Raw genomic sequence first — 16,784 nt, forward strand, 5'->3', positions numbered from 1 at the left:
TGCGGCTACTTGACAACCTCTACAAGAACAGTTTCAGCTTCCTTTTTTCGGAGTGAAAGATTGTAACCTTTCAGTTTGAATTCAACAGGATCGCCTAATGGTGCCCTTCTGACGACGTCTACTCTTGTACCGGGAGTGAGTCCCATGTCCAGAATCCTTTTTCTTGAAGACTTCTGGCCTGTTACTTTCAGAACCTTTACGGAGGTTTCAGGCTCTATGAAATCCAGTGTTTTTTCATTCATGTTATGACCTTATGTTTGTTTACTTTTAGTAGGTATGCCTAACATGATTAATTTAGTATATACTCTTTTTGGTTAACTCTTTTTTGTTGCACAATATATTATGTATTGTTAGGCTGATATTATTTTGAAATACCGATGACGTCTAATGATTACATTTTTTGCAGCAGAGCTATCGCTATTTTCAAAAAAGTACTCAGGTAAAACCAAATAAAACCAGAATGATAAAAAAGATTAGTTGAAGACCATTACTGGCCTTCGATAAGTTCGTATATCTTGTCCATGTCAAGGCAGCTTTCAACTACCCGGGCAAGTTCCTCATAAGCTTCATCTTCTGTAGTGACGGTTTCAGGTTGATAATCCACACCTTTCTTTTCAGTAAGATAGATCATGAGTGCATGACGTATGTTTGCATTTTCGAAAAGTCCGTGCAGGTATGTTCCCACTACGGTTCCGCTTTCATCAATACTGCCGTCATCACCGAATACCGTCCTTGGTGTCTTTGTTGCGCCCATGTGGATCTCGTATCCCCATATTTCCTCGCCTTTAATATGGTTGAATATGGGTCCTTCTGCAACAATCTCCTTTTTGACCTGGACTGTTTTCTTTTTGTATTCGCCGAATGCAGTTTCGGTTTCAAGAAGACCCAGGCCTTCATAATCTGCCTCAACTCCATTCTCAATGCCGGAATCATGGATGACTTTTCCAAGCATCTGGTAGCCGCCGCAAATACCAAAGATCACTGCCTTGTCTTTGAGTTTCTTTATCCGGGCATCCATGCCGCTTGACTGCAGGTCAAGGAGATCGCTTACTGTGTTCTTTGTACCTGGTATTATAACACAATCAGGGTTACCCAGTTCATCATCAAGGTCTACGTACCTGACATTTGCAATTCTTTCAAGTGGCTCGAAATCTGTGAAATTCGATATCCTTGGCAGGTGGATTACTGCAATGTCAATATCATTGATTTCCTCAATTTCTTCACGGCCTTTTTTCTTTTTCCTGATTGCCATTGAGTCTTCCGAGGGAATCTTGAGTTTTGAATAAGGCAGAACACCAAGTACCGGTACGTCTGTAAGGTCTTCCAGTTGTTTAAGCCCGGGCTCGAGAATTGCAGGGTCGCCTCTGAATTTGTTGATCACAAATCCTTTGAGATTTTTACTGACATCTTCCGGTAAGAGTTCCTTTGTACCGTAAAGACTTGCAAAGACGCCGCCTGATTCGATATCTCCGACCAGGATTATGGGTGCCTGTGTAATACGTGCTGTGCCGATGTTGACGATATCACGGTCATAAAGGTTTATTTCCGCGGCACCGCCTGCTCCTTCCATAACTATGAGATCATATTCAGACTCCAGTCTTTCAAGGGCACCTCTGAGTACTCCATGCATTTCTTCTATTGAATCATAGTAATTTCCGGCAGATTTGTCTGCATATGGTTCACCGAGTACGATCACCTGTGAGGTCCTGTCTCCTTTTGGTTTGAGAAGCACCGGGTTCATGTCTGCCGTGGGGTCAACTCCGGCGGCTTTAGCCTGGATAGCCTGGGCAATTCCAATTTCCTTCCCATCTTTTGTTATCCATGAATTCAGGCTCATGTTCTGGGCCTTAAATGGTGCAACCTTGTATTTTCTGGAGAGTATTCTGCACAGGCCAGTAACCATTATGCTCTTGCCCACATCTGATGCAGTACCCAATACCAGTAATTTTTTTGCATTTTTCTTGTTTTCCATTGCAACCGCCCTAATAATATTTTTGGATTTTCATACTATTTCGCAATAATGCAACAGTTTTATGAAGGGCAACTTATATCTACTTAACTCCAGTTTATCTTAGTTAGGTGGAACATGACTGAACTTTTGCATGTAAGTGGCGGCCCTACAAAACCAGAAATTATCGCAGTTTCGTTATCTAAACTTGATTTAACCGACGGTTGCAGATTTTTTGATATTGGTTGTGGAACAGGAGCCGTGTCAATAGAAGCTTCAAAAATGGTACGTGACATCAGTATATGCGCTATTGATGCAAGGGAAGAAGCCATTAGTGTGACGAAGAAAAATTTCGAAGCATTTAAGATTAACAATGCACAAGTGTTTTCCGGCGAATCATCTGAAATCCTTGAAAAACAGGAAATTGGTTCAATAGATTGTGCATTCATTGGTGGCACGAAAAATATTTCCCGTGTGCTTGAAGTGCTTGCCGAGAAAAAGGCAAAAAGTATTGTATTGAATGCGGTCAGAATCGAGACTGTCGTAAACGTAATAAACAAGATGAAAGAACTTGACTTATTCGAAGAAGCACTGCATATAATAGTGTCTCGCAGTGCGCCGATTACTGGCGAAACCATGTTCAAGCCGGAGAATCCGATATACATTATCGTCGGCAAGTCCGGTAAAAACTGAATTTGACTTGTAATTTATCTTTAAATTATCTTTATTTAATGGTGATAAAAAATGCTTGTAGGAGTAGGACTTGGTCCGGGAGATCCGGAGCTTCTGACATTGAAAGCTGTAGAAAGCCTGAAAAAGGCATATAAGGTATATGTGCCTGGACGTATGGCAGCTGACCTGGTAGCACCTTATGCAGAATCAGAGATTCTTGATTTCCCAATGCTGACTGATTATGAGGTACTCAATGAGGTCTGGAAAAAGAATGCTGATATGCTTGCTGAGGAATCAAAGGACAATCTTATTGTCTTTGGTCTTATTGGCGACCCTAATTTCTTCTCAACCTTCACACACTTAAAACGTGTGATGAAAAAATTCTATCCTGATGTTGAGACCGCAACAATTCCGGGTATCAGCTCAATTACATCATTCGCTGCACAAACTGGTGCTGAAGTTGACTCCTCTTTTGAGGTAAGCGATGGTTCAGACAGCAAGTACAGGATAAGACTCAAGGCAAGCAGACCACTTGAGATAATCGAATCATATGAAAAGGAAGGATTTAACAAGTTTACTTTCTGTGAGCGCCTTTTCAGCGACAGGGAAGTAATTATCACAGAAAGAGAAAAGATTCCTGAAAAGGGCAACTATTTCAGCATAATCTACGCCCAGAAGGAATAATCACAAGGTGAATCTAATGGTAGATAAGAAAGTATATTTTGTAGGGTCCGGCCCGGGAAATGCAAAATACATAACCGTAATGGGCAAAGAGCTTCTTGAAGGGGCTGACCTTGTAATCTATGCAGGTTCCCTTGTAAATCCTGAAGTTGTCAATTACTGCAAAGGGGAAAAGATCGACAGTTACGGACTTACCCTTGATGAAACTAACAAACTTATAGTTGATAATCTTGAAGCAGGTAAGAAGGTTGTAAGATTACACAGCGGTGACCCATCACTCTATGGTTCTATCGTCGAGCAGATAGAAGAACTGAAGAAATTTGATGTAACGGTTGAAATCATCCCAGGTGTGTCTTCAGTGTTTGCAACGGCGGCAGCACTTCAAACCCAGCTTACACTTAACGAGGTTTCAGAAACCCTTATAATCACACGTCCTGCAGGCAAGACACTTGAAAAAGACCAGATTACAGAGCTTTCAAGACACGGTGCAACCATGGCAGTCTTCCTGGGAACCCAGAAGATCGAGCAGATCATGGAGAAGGTGGAATATCCTGATGACACTCCCGTTGCAGTTGTCTTCCATGCATCATGGCCTGACCAGAAGATCATTAAGGGCACTGTTGCAGACATTGCCAGTAAGGTTAAGGAAGCAGGTATCAAGCGCTCCGCAATGATTCTTATCGGTGGAGTTGTAGAGCCTGTAGAATATGGTAACTTCGGGAGGTCTTACTTATACGGAGTGGCACAAGAACCGCTGTCATAACCTTTGAGAGAAATCTTGAGGTTGCAGAGCGACTGGCAGAACATCTGGATGCAGATATCCTGATGTTCGATAAAACCATTTTCAGGAAGGCATTCGAAGAATATGATGCTATCGTGGCAGTTTTTGCCACCGGCATTGTAGTCCGTGAGATTGCACCGCTTATTGTGGATAAATGGAAGGATCCAGCAGTTGTAGTTGTAGATTCCAACATGAATTTTGCAATTCCACTGCTTGGAGGTCACCACGGTGGCAATGAGGTTGTCAGGAAGATCGCTGAGATCGGACCTGTTCCAGTTGTAACTACTGCTACTGAAGTTCACAACAGGAATTCTGTGGAAGGAATTGCCAAGTCCCTTGGATGTGATATTGTCAACAAGCCATCCACTGTTCAGGTGAACTGCGCTCTGCTTGATGAGGATGTTGAAGTCCTCGAAATTAAAGGTCCGAAGATCGTCATAGTCGGTGACGATGTTTCTGTCTTGAAAAGAGAAGAAAAGGCTGAGGACAAATGATCATAGGTATGGGGGCCCGAAGGGGTATTGACAGTCAGGAAGCCATCGATGCGATAAACAATGCGCTTATGGAGGTAGGCAGGAGCATTGATGATGTGGAAGGACTGGCATCAGCAAAACTTAAAGAGAACGAGACTGGACTGCATGAAGCAGCTAAGTTTTTCGGGCTCACAATAACATTCATAGATCACGACGAATTGAATAACTATGATGCGCCGTCGGCTTCGCAGGCAAAACGCTTCGGGCTTAGGGGTGTGGCAGAACCTGCTGCACTGGCGCTGTCGGAAAAAAAACAATTGATACTAAGGAAGAAGGTATATGGAAGGGTCACAATCGCAATCGCAGAGTAAAGGTAAACTCTACATCATCGGAATAGGTCCGGGTTCAGTCGAACAGCTGACAGTGAAGGCAAGGGACGTAATTATGACATCAGACTACATTGTCGGAAACGGTACCTATCTTGACCAGATGGCAAGCCTGCTGGACAAACAGGAGATAGTCCGCAGTGCCATGGGTAAGGAAGTTGACCGCTCACGCAAGGCAGTGGAGCTTGCACAGGATAACGTTGTATCCATGATAAGCGGTGGAGATGCTAATGTTTACGGCATGGCAGGTCTTGTTCTTGAAGTTGCAGAACATGCAGGTCTTGATGTAGAGGTGGAGGTTCTGCCTGGAGTAACTGCAATCACAGCAGCTGCAAGTGTTGTTGGAGCACCTATTGTCAATGATATGTGTACCGTAAGTCTCAGTGACCTTCTGACACCATGGGAAGTCATCGAGAAAAGACTCGATGCAGCATCATCGGCAGATTTTGTGATGTCGCTCTATAATCCAAAGAGCCGCCAGCGCAAATCCAATTTCTCAAGAGCAATTGACATTATCAGAAAGCACAAGGAAGATTCAGTTCCTGTAGCTCTCGTAAAGAATGCTCTGAGGGAAACAGATCAGGATTATGTTGTTACAACCCTTGGCGAGGTAATGGATTACAATGACTGGGTTGACATGAGTACAACAATTCTTATCACAACAAACGATTCCCGCATATGGGATTCACCTCACGGCAAGAGGATAATCACTCCAAGGGGGTATCATCGGAAATATGACTACTGATTCCAAAAAGACTGACACAAGCATTGAAGAGCTTGTAGAGATGACAACTGAGATCGACCCTGATCTCGTTGCTATCTGCAATGACCTTGGTTCACAGACTGATGAGGCCAAGGCAATCTACATGACAAGCCGCAACATTGCACGCAAACTTGTTGGTGATGAAACCCCTGAAGACCGCGTAAAACAACGCTGTGTAACCTCAACCGGCGACCCTGCTGTTGCAGACCTTATGCGCTTTGTCAATGATCCTATAAACGCAGGTGTTGAGGCAATCAGAAAAGGAGCTCCAATTCTTGTTGATATCAACATGGTCAAATCAGGTATCACAAAGAGAGGCCACAACTGTGAGGTAATCTGTGTACTTGACAAGGATGAGGATGCAGAACTTGCTAAAAAATACGGCATTACAAGAACCGCAGCAGGTTTCCTGAAATGCAAGGATATTCTTGAAGGTTCAATTGTCGCAATAGGCAATGCACCATCTGCTGCATTTGCAGTATGCAGGATGATAGAACACGGTATCAAGCCAGCTATCATCGTAGGCACACCTGTAGGTTTTGTCAACGCAGCAGAATCAAAAGAAGTTGTCAGGGGTGCACCGGTTCCTTCCATCACTTGTGTAGGCACACGTGGCGGAACACCAATGGCAGTTGCCTGTATCAATGAACTTGTTACAATAGCAAACGAAGAGTAATTTTGCTTGAACACGTGTTTTGAGCGTGTTCATTATCTCTATTTTTATTTATGCTCTGTCTTAATATTCAGTAAAACAAGTACTAAATAGGACTTACATCTCATCCATAATTTCTAAGATTTGGTTTTGGGCTTCATCTACTAAGTGATAAGCTTCAACTTCATTGAATATATTTTGTGCATTGTTTGTATATTTCAATGCATTTTCCAAATCGCCTTTATTCTTGTATACTTTACCAATGATTCCCATAGTTTTTCCTTCACTCAATTTGTATCCAATTTTTTGATTAATCTTAAGGGCTTCACAGAAATACCCCAATGCTTTGTCATACTCTCCCTTTTCATTGCATATCATTCCTATGTATCCCAAATCAAATGCTTCTCCAGACTTGAATTCAATCTCTCGATGAATTTTAAGGGCTTCATAATAAAACTCTAAAGCTTTTTTTGTTTCACCTTTGTCAGCGTATACAAGACCAATGTATCCAAGATTATTTGCTTCACCTAACCGGAATCTGAGTGCACGATACATCTTGAGAGATTGTTGGTAATATTCCAATGCTTTTTCATTTTCTTCGTGGTAACTGTATACTAGACCGATATTTGCCAGACCTTTTGCCTCTCCAAACTTATATCCGATTTCTTGATGAATTTCAAGGGACTTATGATAGTATTCCAATGTTTTTTTCTTTTCACCTTTATTATTGTATATCGTACCAATGTTTCCCAGAACATTTGCCTCTCCCAATTTGTATCCAATTTCTTGATAAATACTAAGAGCTTTTTCTAAAAATTCTAACCCCTTCTTTGTTTCGCCTTTGTTACTGTACATCAAACCAAGATTCCCCAAAGAATTTGCTTCTCCTAATTTATATCCAATTTCATGTGCAATTTGAAGAGATTCATGATAACATTCAAATGCTTCCTTTGTTTTACCTTTGTCACGGTATATTGGACCTATATTCCCAAGAGCAATGGCCTGTCCTAATTTATTCCCTATTTCACGATGGATTTCAAGTGAAGATTCTAAGTATCCCAATGCTTTTTCAGGTTTACTTTGGTCACGACATATGAGACCAATATTTCCCATATCATTTGCTTCCCCTAACTTAAATCCAATATCACGATTTATCTTAAGAGCCTGTTCTATGTATTTCAATGCCTTTTCAGGCTTGCCTTTATCATTATATATTGGACCAATACTTCCAAGATCAATTGCTTCTCCTAATTTGTATCCCATCTCATGATCAATCTCAAAAGCTTGCTCTAAATATTTCAATGCTTTATCCAATCTTCCTTTTTCATGGAATACCATACCAATATTCCTTAATGAACCACCTTTTGCCAAAAAATTGTTTGTTTGCTCTGTAATCTTGAGAGCTTTCTTGTACTTACTTATAGCTTCATCATAATCTCCTATTAAAAGACAAATGTTTCCAATATGCATCAAAAGTGCTATACTTTGATCGTCGGTTGGTTGCTGATCTAATAGAAGATTGAATCTCTTTAAAGCCTCATGTGGTTTGTTTTCATATCGAAACTTAATTGCAGTTTCAAAAAGCTTCCTTTTATGCTCATCTGCTAGTATTGGGTAATCTGCATCATAATCAACAATACCAGGTATAGGAGATTTATCGAATGGCTTAGTAGAGATTTTTTCAAGAATCTCATTTTGATTAGAGATTAGTTCAGAATGGTCTTTTTCACTTGACTTTTTTTGTTTTAGGTAAATGTAACCTGCAACTAATATTGCAATAATTCCAATTGCAAGACTAATATTCTCTATAGATAGAATAGTATAATGAGCAGATAAGAAGTCCGCAGTTTCTTTTAAGGCACTATTTATCCATGGGGTGTTACCTGCAGGACTTGTGGAATTATTGGTCATTGAGATAAAATTAGCATAAAGTGATATATGTTTTTTTAAATGAGTAGAATTGTTTCATCTTGATATTCGGTGTGTGACTACAAAGAGAATCAATGCAACCATTATCACGCTAGAAATAGATTCCAGCGTGATTAAAGATTGCATCAACGATGCCTTAATTTTTGACTTCCATAGTTTTTTGGATTTTCTTATTTTCTCCTTCTTAAAATATGCAAACTAGCCACTACTGCAGCCATACCCATCAATCCTGGAAATCCCGGTCCTTCTTCTTCCTGTCCATCCTGCTGAACGTTATTATTGTCAGTGTTGGCATTCTGGAAATTGCCATTAGCTCCGATTGTGAAAACTCCTGTGTCAGGTGCTCTGTCATACAGTGACCTGCCATCGCTATCTGGATTTACATATACTGTTCCGGTCTCTGCTCGCTTTGATTCCGGTATTTTAGTGCCATATGGAACCATGGCTGTTTCGAAGAAAATATCCATATTTCCATCGTCAGGCAAAAACTCTGCAGGAACGCTGACGTACATCTTATTTCCCTGCATGGTAATCAGGTGAGTTGCTTCCCTTACGCTGTACTTTCCATTGTACATTCCAAATATAGTTCCCGAAAGAACCCCATTGTACAGGCCTAAACTGAGCATGTAGTCCGGGCTATTGTCCTGGTTTGTGTCAAAGTAAACGGTGGTGATCGCTCCGTCATCCAGTTCGAGACTGGAATAAGCAATAGTTATCAGCATGATGTTGTCTGTAAAACCAATGTCTGCGGTTACAATATCATCTCCATCATATCCGAAACCGGCAGAATCTGCTGCAGCATCGGTAAGTGTTTTTTTGTCTGTACCGTATGCCAGAAGAGGTTTTATTGAGCCGTCTGCAGTGTTAAGAGCACCCTGTCCGTAATCTGGTACACTCTCTATCTCTCCATTCATCGAACCCTGCAGACTGAATGAATCTGTCGTGATGTACATATTCCCGTCATCGTTTCCAAGCATTGTGAGGGGTATTTCAAGGAAAACTTTATTTCCTGAAACTTTGAAGCTAGCATCGTTATATGGCACTCCGATAGATTTGCTCTTTGTATCTGAGTAACCCAGGCTTGTCATATCTGAATCGGTATCTAACATCTTGATACTGGCATCCGTTCCTGTAAGGGTTCCAACTGCGTATTCGATACGGTAATCCACACCAAACGTTGGAGGCGCCTGTTCGGTATTGGTAAAACCGGTTGCAAGTTTTTGGTCGGTGTCAATAGATATCCAGCCGGTGATATCTTCACCGTAAGAATATTCGCTGGGTTCGATATTCTGGTTGTAGGTTACTTCTATGTTCAGGACACCATTCGTTACGCTTGCATTCATTTCCTGTATGTCTGCGGAACTGCTGTCTCCTGTTTTGTCAGTAACAGTTCCTCCAGCCAGGTTCTGGCCTGTGGTCTCAACACTTCCTGTAGCAGTGTTGAAAACTCCCTGGTCGGGCGCCCGGTCAAAGTCAAGGGCTTTCACCATCTGGTCATGAAGAGCAACAACAACATTCATGTTTCCATCATCATTGCCCAATGTTGAGATGGGCAATGTTATGAAAATTTGATTTCCATCAGCATAAAGTGAATCAATGTATAGTGCATCATCATTCATTGTCGTAGTGACCATTGGGTCAGAATAGATTATGCTCATGTAACTGAACTGGTAAACATAATCTGCACCATTGTCAGCATAACCAGTTAGACCACTCTGGTCTGTATCAACAAAGACCGCTCCGTAAAAGCTGTAATCTGCAACGCTTTCCGTACAGGTTATTGTGATGTAGAGGTTATTTCCGTCACTTGAAACATCAAGTGAGCTTATGTCTTGTGAGTCAAAGTCTCCAACTGTATCGGAAATGGCTGCACACGATATACCTGTCATTCCGATGATTATAGTAAAAACTAATCCAGCCAATATTATTAATTTGGAATCCATTATACCACCAAACAAATCTGTCAACGATGCTCAATTGACATTAATAAAAAAGATGTGGCAAATTTTATTTAACCATTATGAATTTAGTCTGGTATTATTTATGAATCTTACATTAAAGCCCTTAAGTGATTAGTATAAACCATCCACAATCCAACGATTATAAGTACGAAACCTGCTCCTTTTTTTAGTTCAATATCATATTCTGATATTTTACTGAGCTTGTCACCGGATAGTTTTGCAGAATATGCAATTAACAGCATAGGGATTGCAAAACCCATTGAATATATGATCAGAAGTCCTGCACCATAGAGGACGTTTCCTTCAAGTGCTACAAGGGTGAGTATTGATGCCAGTATGGGGCCTACGCATGGGATCCATACAATTCCAAGAGATGCGCCGATGACAAGTCCACCGGCAAGTCCCTTTCCTTCGGCATGGATTTTACCGGTATATTGGGATAAAAATGAAAAAACATCTTTTTGCATGAGCATCGAAATACCCATTAAAATAATAATGAGCTCAGCAATTATCTTGATTTCACCAAGGTATGGCAAAATATGCTCACCAAAAGCCGATGCTGCAATTCCCATTATTGTGAATGAAAACGTAAGCCCGGCAATTATTGCTAGAGGGCGAAGTTTGCTGTTTCCTGTTGAGTATGCAAGTACGATTGGAAGCAAGGGTAATACACAGGGAGAGAGCACGCTCACAATACCTGCAAAAAAAGACGCCAGTGGTGTTAACGTGCCTGCATCGACCATTTAATCAACTTACTTCCTGTATTCAATTGCATTATCAAGCAATTCTGTGAACTTGTTCTTAGTTGTCAGGCCTATGTATCTTGCGTAATTCCTGTCTGTAGTAACCTGACCATCTGTTCCCATGTAAACGTAACCACTCTCATTGTTTTCAACGATGACAAACGAGTCAGGGATTGAGTATATGTTAAAACTGGCAGCAAGTCCGCTTGCCTTATCAGAGTTCAGATACACTACAGTTGCTCTTCCTTCATATTCCAATGATATATCTGCCATAATTGGTTTTTGTGCGCTGCATGCAGGACACCAGTCAGCTCCAATTTCAATTAAAACAGGTCCCTGTGCAACTAAATCATTGAGTTCCTGTGCAGTTGTAACTTCTACTATCGCACTGTTTTCCATTGCTTCTTTATTGTCACCTGTCATTCCCGCGACTATGAAAAGCACTGAAATCAAGACTATTACCGGCAGAATTAGTTTATTCATGGTATCACATTTCTCTGGCTTAGGTTTGTTAGCTTTTAGTTTGGCTTATATTTAAAGTATAATGATTTATACTTTGTGTATGCTTTTGGCAAAGAAGAACAAAACCAATTGACAAAAAAAGAAAATATTACTGATCTGGATTTGCAGGAACTTTCCACTTAAGAAGAACTCCCTCTTCCATTTTCTCAGCATCAATGAGTTCAAGTTTCTGTATGTATTTTTCAGTAAAACCCTCTCCGTCTGTAAAAGTCGGGGCAGTCTTTCCACCAATTATCAGGTTTCCAACAAAAGTATAAATCTCGTCAACAAGCCCGTTTGATATCATTCCCCAGTTAAGTGTTGCCCCGCCTTCAATCATCAGGCGATCAATTCCCTGGGATTTTAGTTCAGACATTGCCTGTTTAAGATCCACGCTTTTCTTGCCAGCAACAACAATTATTGCTTTTTCTTTTAGAAGAGCTACTTTATCTGAAGGTGCAGATTCAGAAACGATTATAATGCGCTTACCTTCACCTTTTTTAAAGATGTCAGCATCAATGGGTGTCCTTGCTTTACTATCGACAATAATTCTTGCAGGATTCTCTTCCTTGCCAGATGCAATTCTCTCCATTTTGAGTTCAGATGATTTCACTGTCAGGCTTGGATCATCGGCAAGTACTGTGCCGATCCCTACCATCACTGCATCAGATCCTGCGCGCAGTTGGTCCATACGGTTGAAATCTATCTGGCCGGAGATCCTTACCTGTTTTCTCTCTTTTGTTGATATCTTACCATCGGCAGACATTGCTGAATTTATAAATGTAAATGGGCGTTCCATTGGAATCACTATTAAAAAAAAGATTGTCTGGGTATTGCTACCCTGAATATTTAGTTATCTACGATGGCCTTCATGAGGTTACGGTCACGCAGAAGTCCCAGGAATCTCTGGTTTGCATTGACAACAGGAATCTGATCTATCTTGTTCCTCTTCATCTTCAATGCACATTCGCTAACTCCTGAAATATATGCAGCCTTTACAAGGTCACTGACCATTACATCTTTTACAGGTATGTCAGGTACTTTTACCCTTGAAACGCTGTAGTAGATGCTCATTGTGTCTCTCATGGATTCCCATGTCCATTCATCGTCATCTGAACCATTGGACATGTCAGACATCTCGACTGAATCCTCAATAACACTAGCACTTATAACATCACGATCTGTAATTATGCCTACAACTTCAAGGTTACTGTCAATTACCGGAGATGCCTTTGCTTTTGCAAGTTCCATTACTCTTGCAGCAACATTAAGTGGTGTGTCAGTCCATATTGGGACTACAGTTGTGTTCATGTATTGTCCAACATGTTCTGTTATGTTAAGTTCTGCAATAGACGCAACGATATCTGCAACGGATATGATACCTACCAGTTTTTCATCTTTCACTACAGGAAGTCTTCTGATGTTGTTCTTTAACAGTATCTTTGCAGCTTCTATGATGCTTTCATCCGGGTCTATAACTAACGGGTTGCGTGTCATTAAAAGAGCAAGCTGCTCTTCTTCCGGATTTTTCAGGAGGTTTGCCCTGCTCACAACACCTACAAGTTTACCATCTTTTAATACAGGCACACCTGACACTCTTTTCTCTTTGAGTAAGGTATGAACTTCATCTCTTGATCCTGGTAGGGTTGCAAATGCAACCTCTGTTCTCATTATATCAGAGATTTTGATGTTTTTTGGCATAGTGAAACTCCTTACTCATCCTTTTCAGATTCCCCTCGTACAACAAGTACAGGAACCTTTGAGTTTCTTGTTACCTTTTCAGCAACACTTCCAAGCAGGAACCTGTCAAATCCGGTTTTTCCGAGAGTTCCCATTATTATTAGGTCGATGTTGTTGTTATCAGCAAATTCGATGATTTCATGACTTGGGTTACCTTCAAGAACCACTGTCTCAACAGTTACGCCTTCTTTCTTTGCCAGATCTTCAACGGATTCAGTAGCTCCGTTTGCTTCCTTTTCCAGAAGTTCATACATCATTTCCCATCCGGCATCCATGGGAATAGATGCAAAAGCCGCAGTATCAACAACGTATCCTGCATATAACTTTGCACCACTCATTTTAGCGAGTTCAACGCTGTGCATAACTGCTTTTTGGTTTTGTTTGGATCCATCGGTCGCAATAAATATATTTTTATACAGAGTGCTTGTCATTGTCCCTCTCCTTCGTGAATATATCCCATCTAAGTTATTATGGATAGTATATCATCGGGTCGCGCCCTTCTCACAATCCCGCTTATTACTTCCCTTGTACCTGCGAGATTGCTTGAATTCCCATTAATGATCATGATTTTGGCTTTATTTCCTTCCAGAATAGAACCTGTATTCTCAAGTCCTAATATCGTTGCACCCATAAGCGTACACATCATAAATACTTGTCTGTCCTCTATGCCAAAAATTTTAGATAAAATTTCCATCTCTGAGAACATGTTGGCTGAGTTTAACATTACATTATCAGTTCCGATTGCCACTTTTATACCCATGTCCAGCATTTTTGCAATGGGTGCCATTCCAACTCCAGTGATAAAATTAGATCGGGGACAAACCACTATGGGCTTATCTTCATCTGCAACTCTTTTCAGGTCACATTCTTCCGCATGTGTCATGTGTATTAATATGTCAGGATCAAGTGATAGTGCCTTGTCTATATCACTTCGGTTGCTTTCACCGGAATGAATAGCAAAAGTTGCTCCATATTTTGCCGCTTGTTCCCTTGCAGTTTCGAGTATACTCATACTCATGTCATTAGCGCCACTCATTCCCAGTCCGTCAGCATTTGCCAGTATTCCATCCAGTTCTGTGCAGAGTTCATCCGCATCTTCAGTTTGAATTGGCCTGGCAAATATCCTTCCTTCTATTTCTGAAGAATTTAGAGCTTCTTTGAGAACATTTATTCCATTTAAGCCGCCTTCTCTGAAGTCCGCAAAAGCATAAGTTCCTGTGTAATTCATATCGCAGATTGAGTTTTTCATAGCTTCAATCATTTCATCACGGGATGTACTGTTCAGTATGCGGTGTTTAAGGCCATCAGGTGGTTTAACAAGCTGGTCAAGTTCCCGTTTTACATAGTGACCAATGTTTTTTCCAAGAACAGGATCCTTACAGACAGAATCTCCTATATGTGTATGTGCATTTACAAAACAGGGAGCAATTATTATTTGTGAATCATTTTTTTTCTCATGCACTTCTTTAATGATGCCATCCTCTACGACAATATAGCCTTCAATGACCTCTGCTTCAGGTCCGTATATTATTTTTCCGGATATTGTTTGTTCCCATGACATAAACATTAATTAATGGCTTTAATCCTTTATAAGGACTTATCAAGTATATGCATTCAGTTTGCTTGTTAATACGCGTTTTTAAACGCTATATTTATATGTCTAAGCTGTAGTAGGTAATCATGCGTATTGTTAGGTCCTTGCATGAGAGCATGGCAGAGCCTATCGGTGATTGTACAGACAACCTCAATACGTAACATACTGGATAGTGCGATAAAGCCTGTCACGAGGGAAACTGGGAAGGACAGCGGACATTCCAATAGGATGATCTCCCGGAGTTAGTGCGTCAGACGACAGCATTATCCTTCTTTTCATACATACATTTGTTTTGTTTATCCGATATTTATCTGGAATCTGGAGAATTGGTACAATGTCTTTTGAGGATGCTTTAAAAGAAGTGGATTCCGGGGTTATTATTGATATTGAAGTTACGCCTGGTTCGAAGGTTCTTTGCGTACCAAGCGGCTATAATCTATGGAGAAAAAGAATTGAAGTGCGCTTGTCCCAGAATGCTCAGAAAGGCAAGGCCAATGAACAGCTTATCTCCGCTCTTGCAGACCTGTTTGGACTTCGCAGTTCTGAAATCTCTTTTGTAAACGGGATGCATAATTCTAAGAAATCTCTTCTTTTGCAGAATGCTGAATATTCTCATATAATTGCAATTTTAAATGACAATCTGCCTGATGATGCTGTTTAATCTTAATATGAAAGTTGTAGTTTTTATTTGCTTGAATACTTTCACCTCGCTTGCCTTTTCTTAATATATGCAGAAAACAATCTAGTGTCTGAGGTGAAATACATGGATGAATATTTCGAAAACCTGGTAGAAAGAGCATACTACTATGAACAGTTTGATCAGTTCGTTCGCTATTACAAGTAAATTTATCATATCCTGTCGCAACGATTCCCTCCCAATCCCAAAATGTTTGCTTTCGATTGCGACAGGTCTTTACTTGTAATAGTTATCTCTTTTTAGAATCTTTTTATTTTGCGTGTTTTACATCTTACATTTTACATGATTTCAAAGGTCATTCTTTAATCAAATGAAAGGCAATTGACAATCCTGTTTGAACACCTATCAGGAACCTACTTTAAAGATATGGATTATTGTCATGCGACCAAGAAAACCCGGCTCTAAAAGATATTTGAAAGCTCCTTTGATAGTATATGAAAAAAGGATGGAACAAATGGACAAATTACTGGGTGAATTACAGGATTTTGTAAATCAGGATTCGATTTTAGTTGTGGAAGGAAAAAGGGATGTAATTGCATTAAAGTCTCTTGGGTTCAATGGTAATTTCAGGTTGGCTACCCATCATTCTCTTGTTAATTTCAGTGAGGATCTCGCAAAGACCGGAAAACAAATAGTTATTCTAACCGACTGGGATCGCAGAGGTAATATTCTTGCTGATAAACTCGTGCAGAATCTGCATGCTCTTGGAATCAATCCGGATATGAGAATAAGGGAACTTATCGTATCCCTGGTGCAAAAAGAGATTAAAGATATTGAAAGCCTTCCCGGTTATGTTGAAAAACTAAGAAAGATAACCTCAGGTACAGATACTAATGATTCACTTTAATTTGTTACACCCTTAGTGGTGTTGGGGTTCAAAACTACGCTCAAATTCTGGATATAGTTCAGATTTGTCCATTAGCTCATCATAGACTTCGTGCCTTGGACTTACTATAACTACATGGGCAGGAGGGTGTATCTTCCTTAACTTGCTTATTGCAGCACCTGCATTGTTGTCAAGTTCTACCAGTGCAGCAGAATTGCACTTTGCTTTTAGTGCTACGCCTGCAACACTTACTAACAGGGTATCTGCATAAACCGGCTCGATACGCTTTGGTTTTGATACAAACCTCATTCTCCCGTAATGCTCAAGGTCATGTAACGCCACATTGACTTTATCGGCATTGTCACCCCGGATTACAGCAAAAGATTTAACTCCAATCCCCATTCCAGAAAATCCCCTTGTGTAATTTTTTCATATGC

General features: G+C 40.5%; 21 protein-coding genes. 9 read left to right on the top strand and 12 right to left on the bottom strand.

All coding sequences use genetic code 11. From position 1 onward, the window contains the following. Window positions 1-5: 5 nt before the first annotated feature. Both V7O61_RS01355 and V7O61_RS01360 read right to left on the bottom strand, forming a co-directional pair. A complete protein-coding gene (locus V7O61_RS01355; RefSeq protein ID WP_407282984.1) occupies window positions 6-242 on the bottom strand; it encodes a ferrous iron transport protein A in 237 nt (78 codons plus the stop codon). Window positions 243-487: 245 nt separating this feature from the next. Continuing rightward, a complete protein-coding gene (locus V7O61_RS01360) occupies window positions 488-1,972 on the bottom strand; it encodes a cobyric acid synthase (protein WP_407282983.1) in 1,485 nt (494 codons plus the stop codon). A 114-nt stretch (window positions 1,973-2,086) separates the two neighbouring features. Here V7O61_RS01360 and cbiT point away from each other — a divergent pair, with 114 nt between their 5' ends. The 7 genes from cbiT to V7O61_RS01395 all read left to right on the top strand — a co-directional run bounded on the left by cbiT (window position 2,087) and on the right by V7O61_RS01395 (window position 6,380). Continuing rightward, window positions 2,087-2,641, top strand: a complete 555-nt coding sequence (cbiT, locus tag V7O61_RS01365; protein ID WP_407282982.1) for a precorrin-6Y C5,15-methyltransferase (decarboxylating) subunit CbiT — start codon at window positions 2,087-2,089, stop codon at window positions 2,639-2,641. Between the two features lie 51 nt (window positions 2,642-2,692). Then, window positions 2,693-3,304, top strand: a complete 612-nt coding sequence (locus V7O61_RS01370; RefSeq protein WP_023844851.1) for a cobalt-factor II C(20)-methyltransferase — start codon at window positions 2,693-2,695, stop codon at window positions 3,302-3,304. Window positions 3,305-3,320: 16 nt separating this feature from the next. Continuing rightward, entirely contained in the window at window positions 3,321-4,064 is a 744-nt protein-coding gene (gene cobM / locus V7O61_RS01375) for a precorrin-4 C(11)-methyltransferase (protein WP_023844850.1), read from the top strand. Window positions 4,065-4,126: 62 nt separating this feature from the next. After that, complete coding sequence (locus tag V7O61_RS01380; protein ID WP_288070192.1) at window positions 4,127-4,576, top strand: cobalamin biosynthesis protein CbiG; 450 nt, start codon at window positions 4,127-4,129, stop codon at window positions 4,574-4,576. 8 nt (window positions 4,577-4,584) lie between these two features. Then, window positions 4,585-4,926 (top strand): cobalamin biosynthesis protein, encoded by a 342-nt coding sequence (locus V7O61_RS01385; protein WP_288070191.1) that lies wholly within the window; start codon window positions 4,585-4,587, stop codon window positions 4,924-4,926. After that, on the top strand, window positions 4,895-5,686 hold the full coding sequence (cobJ, locus tag V7O61_RS01390; protein ID WP_023844849.1) for a precorrin-3B C(17)-methyltransferase: 792 nt from the start codon (window positions 4,895-4,897) through the stop codon (window positions 5,684-5,686). Before V7O61_RS01385 ends, cobJ begins: the two co-directional genes overlap by 32 nt. Then, entirely contained in the window at window positions 5,676-6,380 is a 705-nt protein-coding gene (locus V7O61_RS01395; RefSeq protein ID WP_023844848.1) for a precorrin-8X methylmutase, read from the top strand. The genes cobJ and V7O61_RS01395 overlap by 11 nt, the downstream gene beginning before the upstream one ends. A 93-nt stretch (window positions 6,381-6,473) precedes the next feature. Here the strand turns inward: V7O61_RS01395 and V7O61_RS01400 are convergent, their stop codons facing one another. The 9 genes from V7O61_RS01400 to V7O61_RS01440 form a co-directional block, all read right to left on the bottom strand. Continuing rightward, complete coding sequence (locus V7O61_RS01400) at window positions 6,474-8,267, bottom strand: tetratricopeptide repeat protein (RefSeq protein ID WP_407282981.1); 1,794 nt, start codon at window positions 8,265-8,267, stop codon at window positions 6,474-6,476. Window positions 8,268-8,455: 188 nt separating this feature from the next. Then, complete coding sequence (locus tag V7O61_RS01405; RefSeq protein ID WP_407282980.1) at window positions 8,456-10,228, bottom strand: hypothetical protein; 1,773 nt, start codon at window positions 10,226-10,228, stop codon at window positions 8,456-8,458. 107 nt (window positions 10,229-10,335) lie between these two features. After that, window positions 10,336-10,989 carry a cytochrome c biogenesis CcdA family protein gene (locus V7O61_RS01410; protein ID WP_407282979.1) on the bottom strand — a complete coding sequence of 218 codons (654 nt, stop codon included), beginning with the start codon at window positions 10,987-10,989 and terminating at the stop codon, window positions 10,336-10,338. Between the two features lie 9 nt (window positions 10,990-10,998). Then, window positions 10,999-11,472 carry a thioredoxin family protein gene (locus tag V7O61_RS01415; RefSeq protein ID WP_407282978.1) on the bottom strand — a complete coding sequence of 158 codons (474 nt, stop codon included), beginning with the start codon at window positions 11,470-11,472 and terminating at the stop codon, window positions 10,999-11,001. Between the two features lie 127 nt (window positions 11,473-11,599). Next, on the bottom strand, window positions 11,600-12,289 hold the full coding sequence (locus tag V7O61_RS01420) for a 2,5-diamino-6-(ribosylamino)-4(3H)-pyrimidinone 5'-phosphate reductase (protein WP_407282977.1): 690 nt from the start codon (window positions 12,287-12,289) through the stop codon (window positions 11,600-11,602). Between the two features lie 50 nt (window positions 12,290-12,339). Further along, entirely contained in the window at window positions 12,340-13,191 is an 852-nt protein-coding gene (locus tag V7O61_RS01425; RefSeq protein ID WP_023844842.1) for a CBS domain-containing protein, read from the bottom strand. Window positions 13,192-13,202: 11 nt separating this feature from the next. Beyond that, on the bottom strand, window positions 13,203-13,661 hold the full coding sequence (locus tag V7O61_RS01430) for a universal stress protein (RefSeq protein WP_023844841.1): 459 nt from the start codon (window positions 13,659-13,661) through the stop codon (window positions 13,203-13,205). 29 nt (window positions 13,662-13,690) lie between these two features. Further along, window positions 13,691-14,791 carry an amidohydrolase family protein gene (locus V7O61_RS01435; RefSeq protein WP_288070183.1) on the bottom strand — a complete coding sequence of 367 codons (1,101 nt, stop codon included), beginning with the start codon at window positions 14,789-14,791 and terminating at the stop codon, window positions 13,691-13,693. A 183-nt stretch (window positions 14,792-14,974) separates the two neighbouring features. Continuing rightward, on the bottom strand, window positions 14,975-15,103 hold the full coding sequence (locus V7O61_RS01440; RefSeq protein WP_281170036.1) for a hypothetical protein: 129 nt from the start codon (window positions 15,101-15,103) through the stop codon (window positions 14,975-14,977). 46 nt (window positions 15,104-15,149) lie between these two features. On the opposite strand from V7O61_RS01440, the gene V7O61_RS01445 reads away from it, so the two are divergent. Together V7O61_RS01445 and V7O61_RS01450 are read left to right on the top strand one after the other, a co-directional pair. After that, window positions 15,150-15,485 carry a DUF167 domain-containing protein gene (locus V7O61_RS01445; RefSeq protein ID WP_288070195.1) on the top strand — a complete coding sequence of 112 codons (336 nt, stop codon included), beginning with the start codon at window positions 15,150-15,152 and terminating at the stop codon, window positions 15,483-15,485. A 490-nt stretch (window positions 15,486-15,975) separates the two neighbouring features. After that, window positions 15,976-16,368 carry a toprim domain-containing protein gene (locus V7O61_RS01450; RefSeq protein ID WP_407282976.1) on the top strand — a complete coding sequence of 131 codons (393 nt, stop codon included), beginning with the start codon at window positions 15,976-15,978 and terminating at the stop codon, window positions 16,366-16,368. A gap of 12 nt (window positions 16,369-16,380) precedes the next feature. Here the strand turns inward: V7O61_RS01450 and V7O61_RS01455 are convergent, their stop codons facing one another. Continuing rightward, window positions 16,381-16,749: a DUF356 domain-containing protein gene (locus V7O61_RS01455; protein WP_023844837.1), complete on the bottom strand. Its 369-nt coding sequence runs from the start codon at window positions 16,747-16,749 to the stop codon at window positions 16,381-16,383. Between the last annotated feature and the right edge of the window lie 35 nt (window positions 16,750-16,784).

Origin of the sequence: Methanolobus sp. WCC1 (assembly GCF_045690315.1) — an archaeon.
Lineage (GTDB): Archaea > Halobacteriota > Methanosarcinia > Methanosarcinales > Methanosarcinaceae > Methanolobus > Methanolobus tindarius.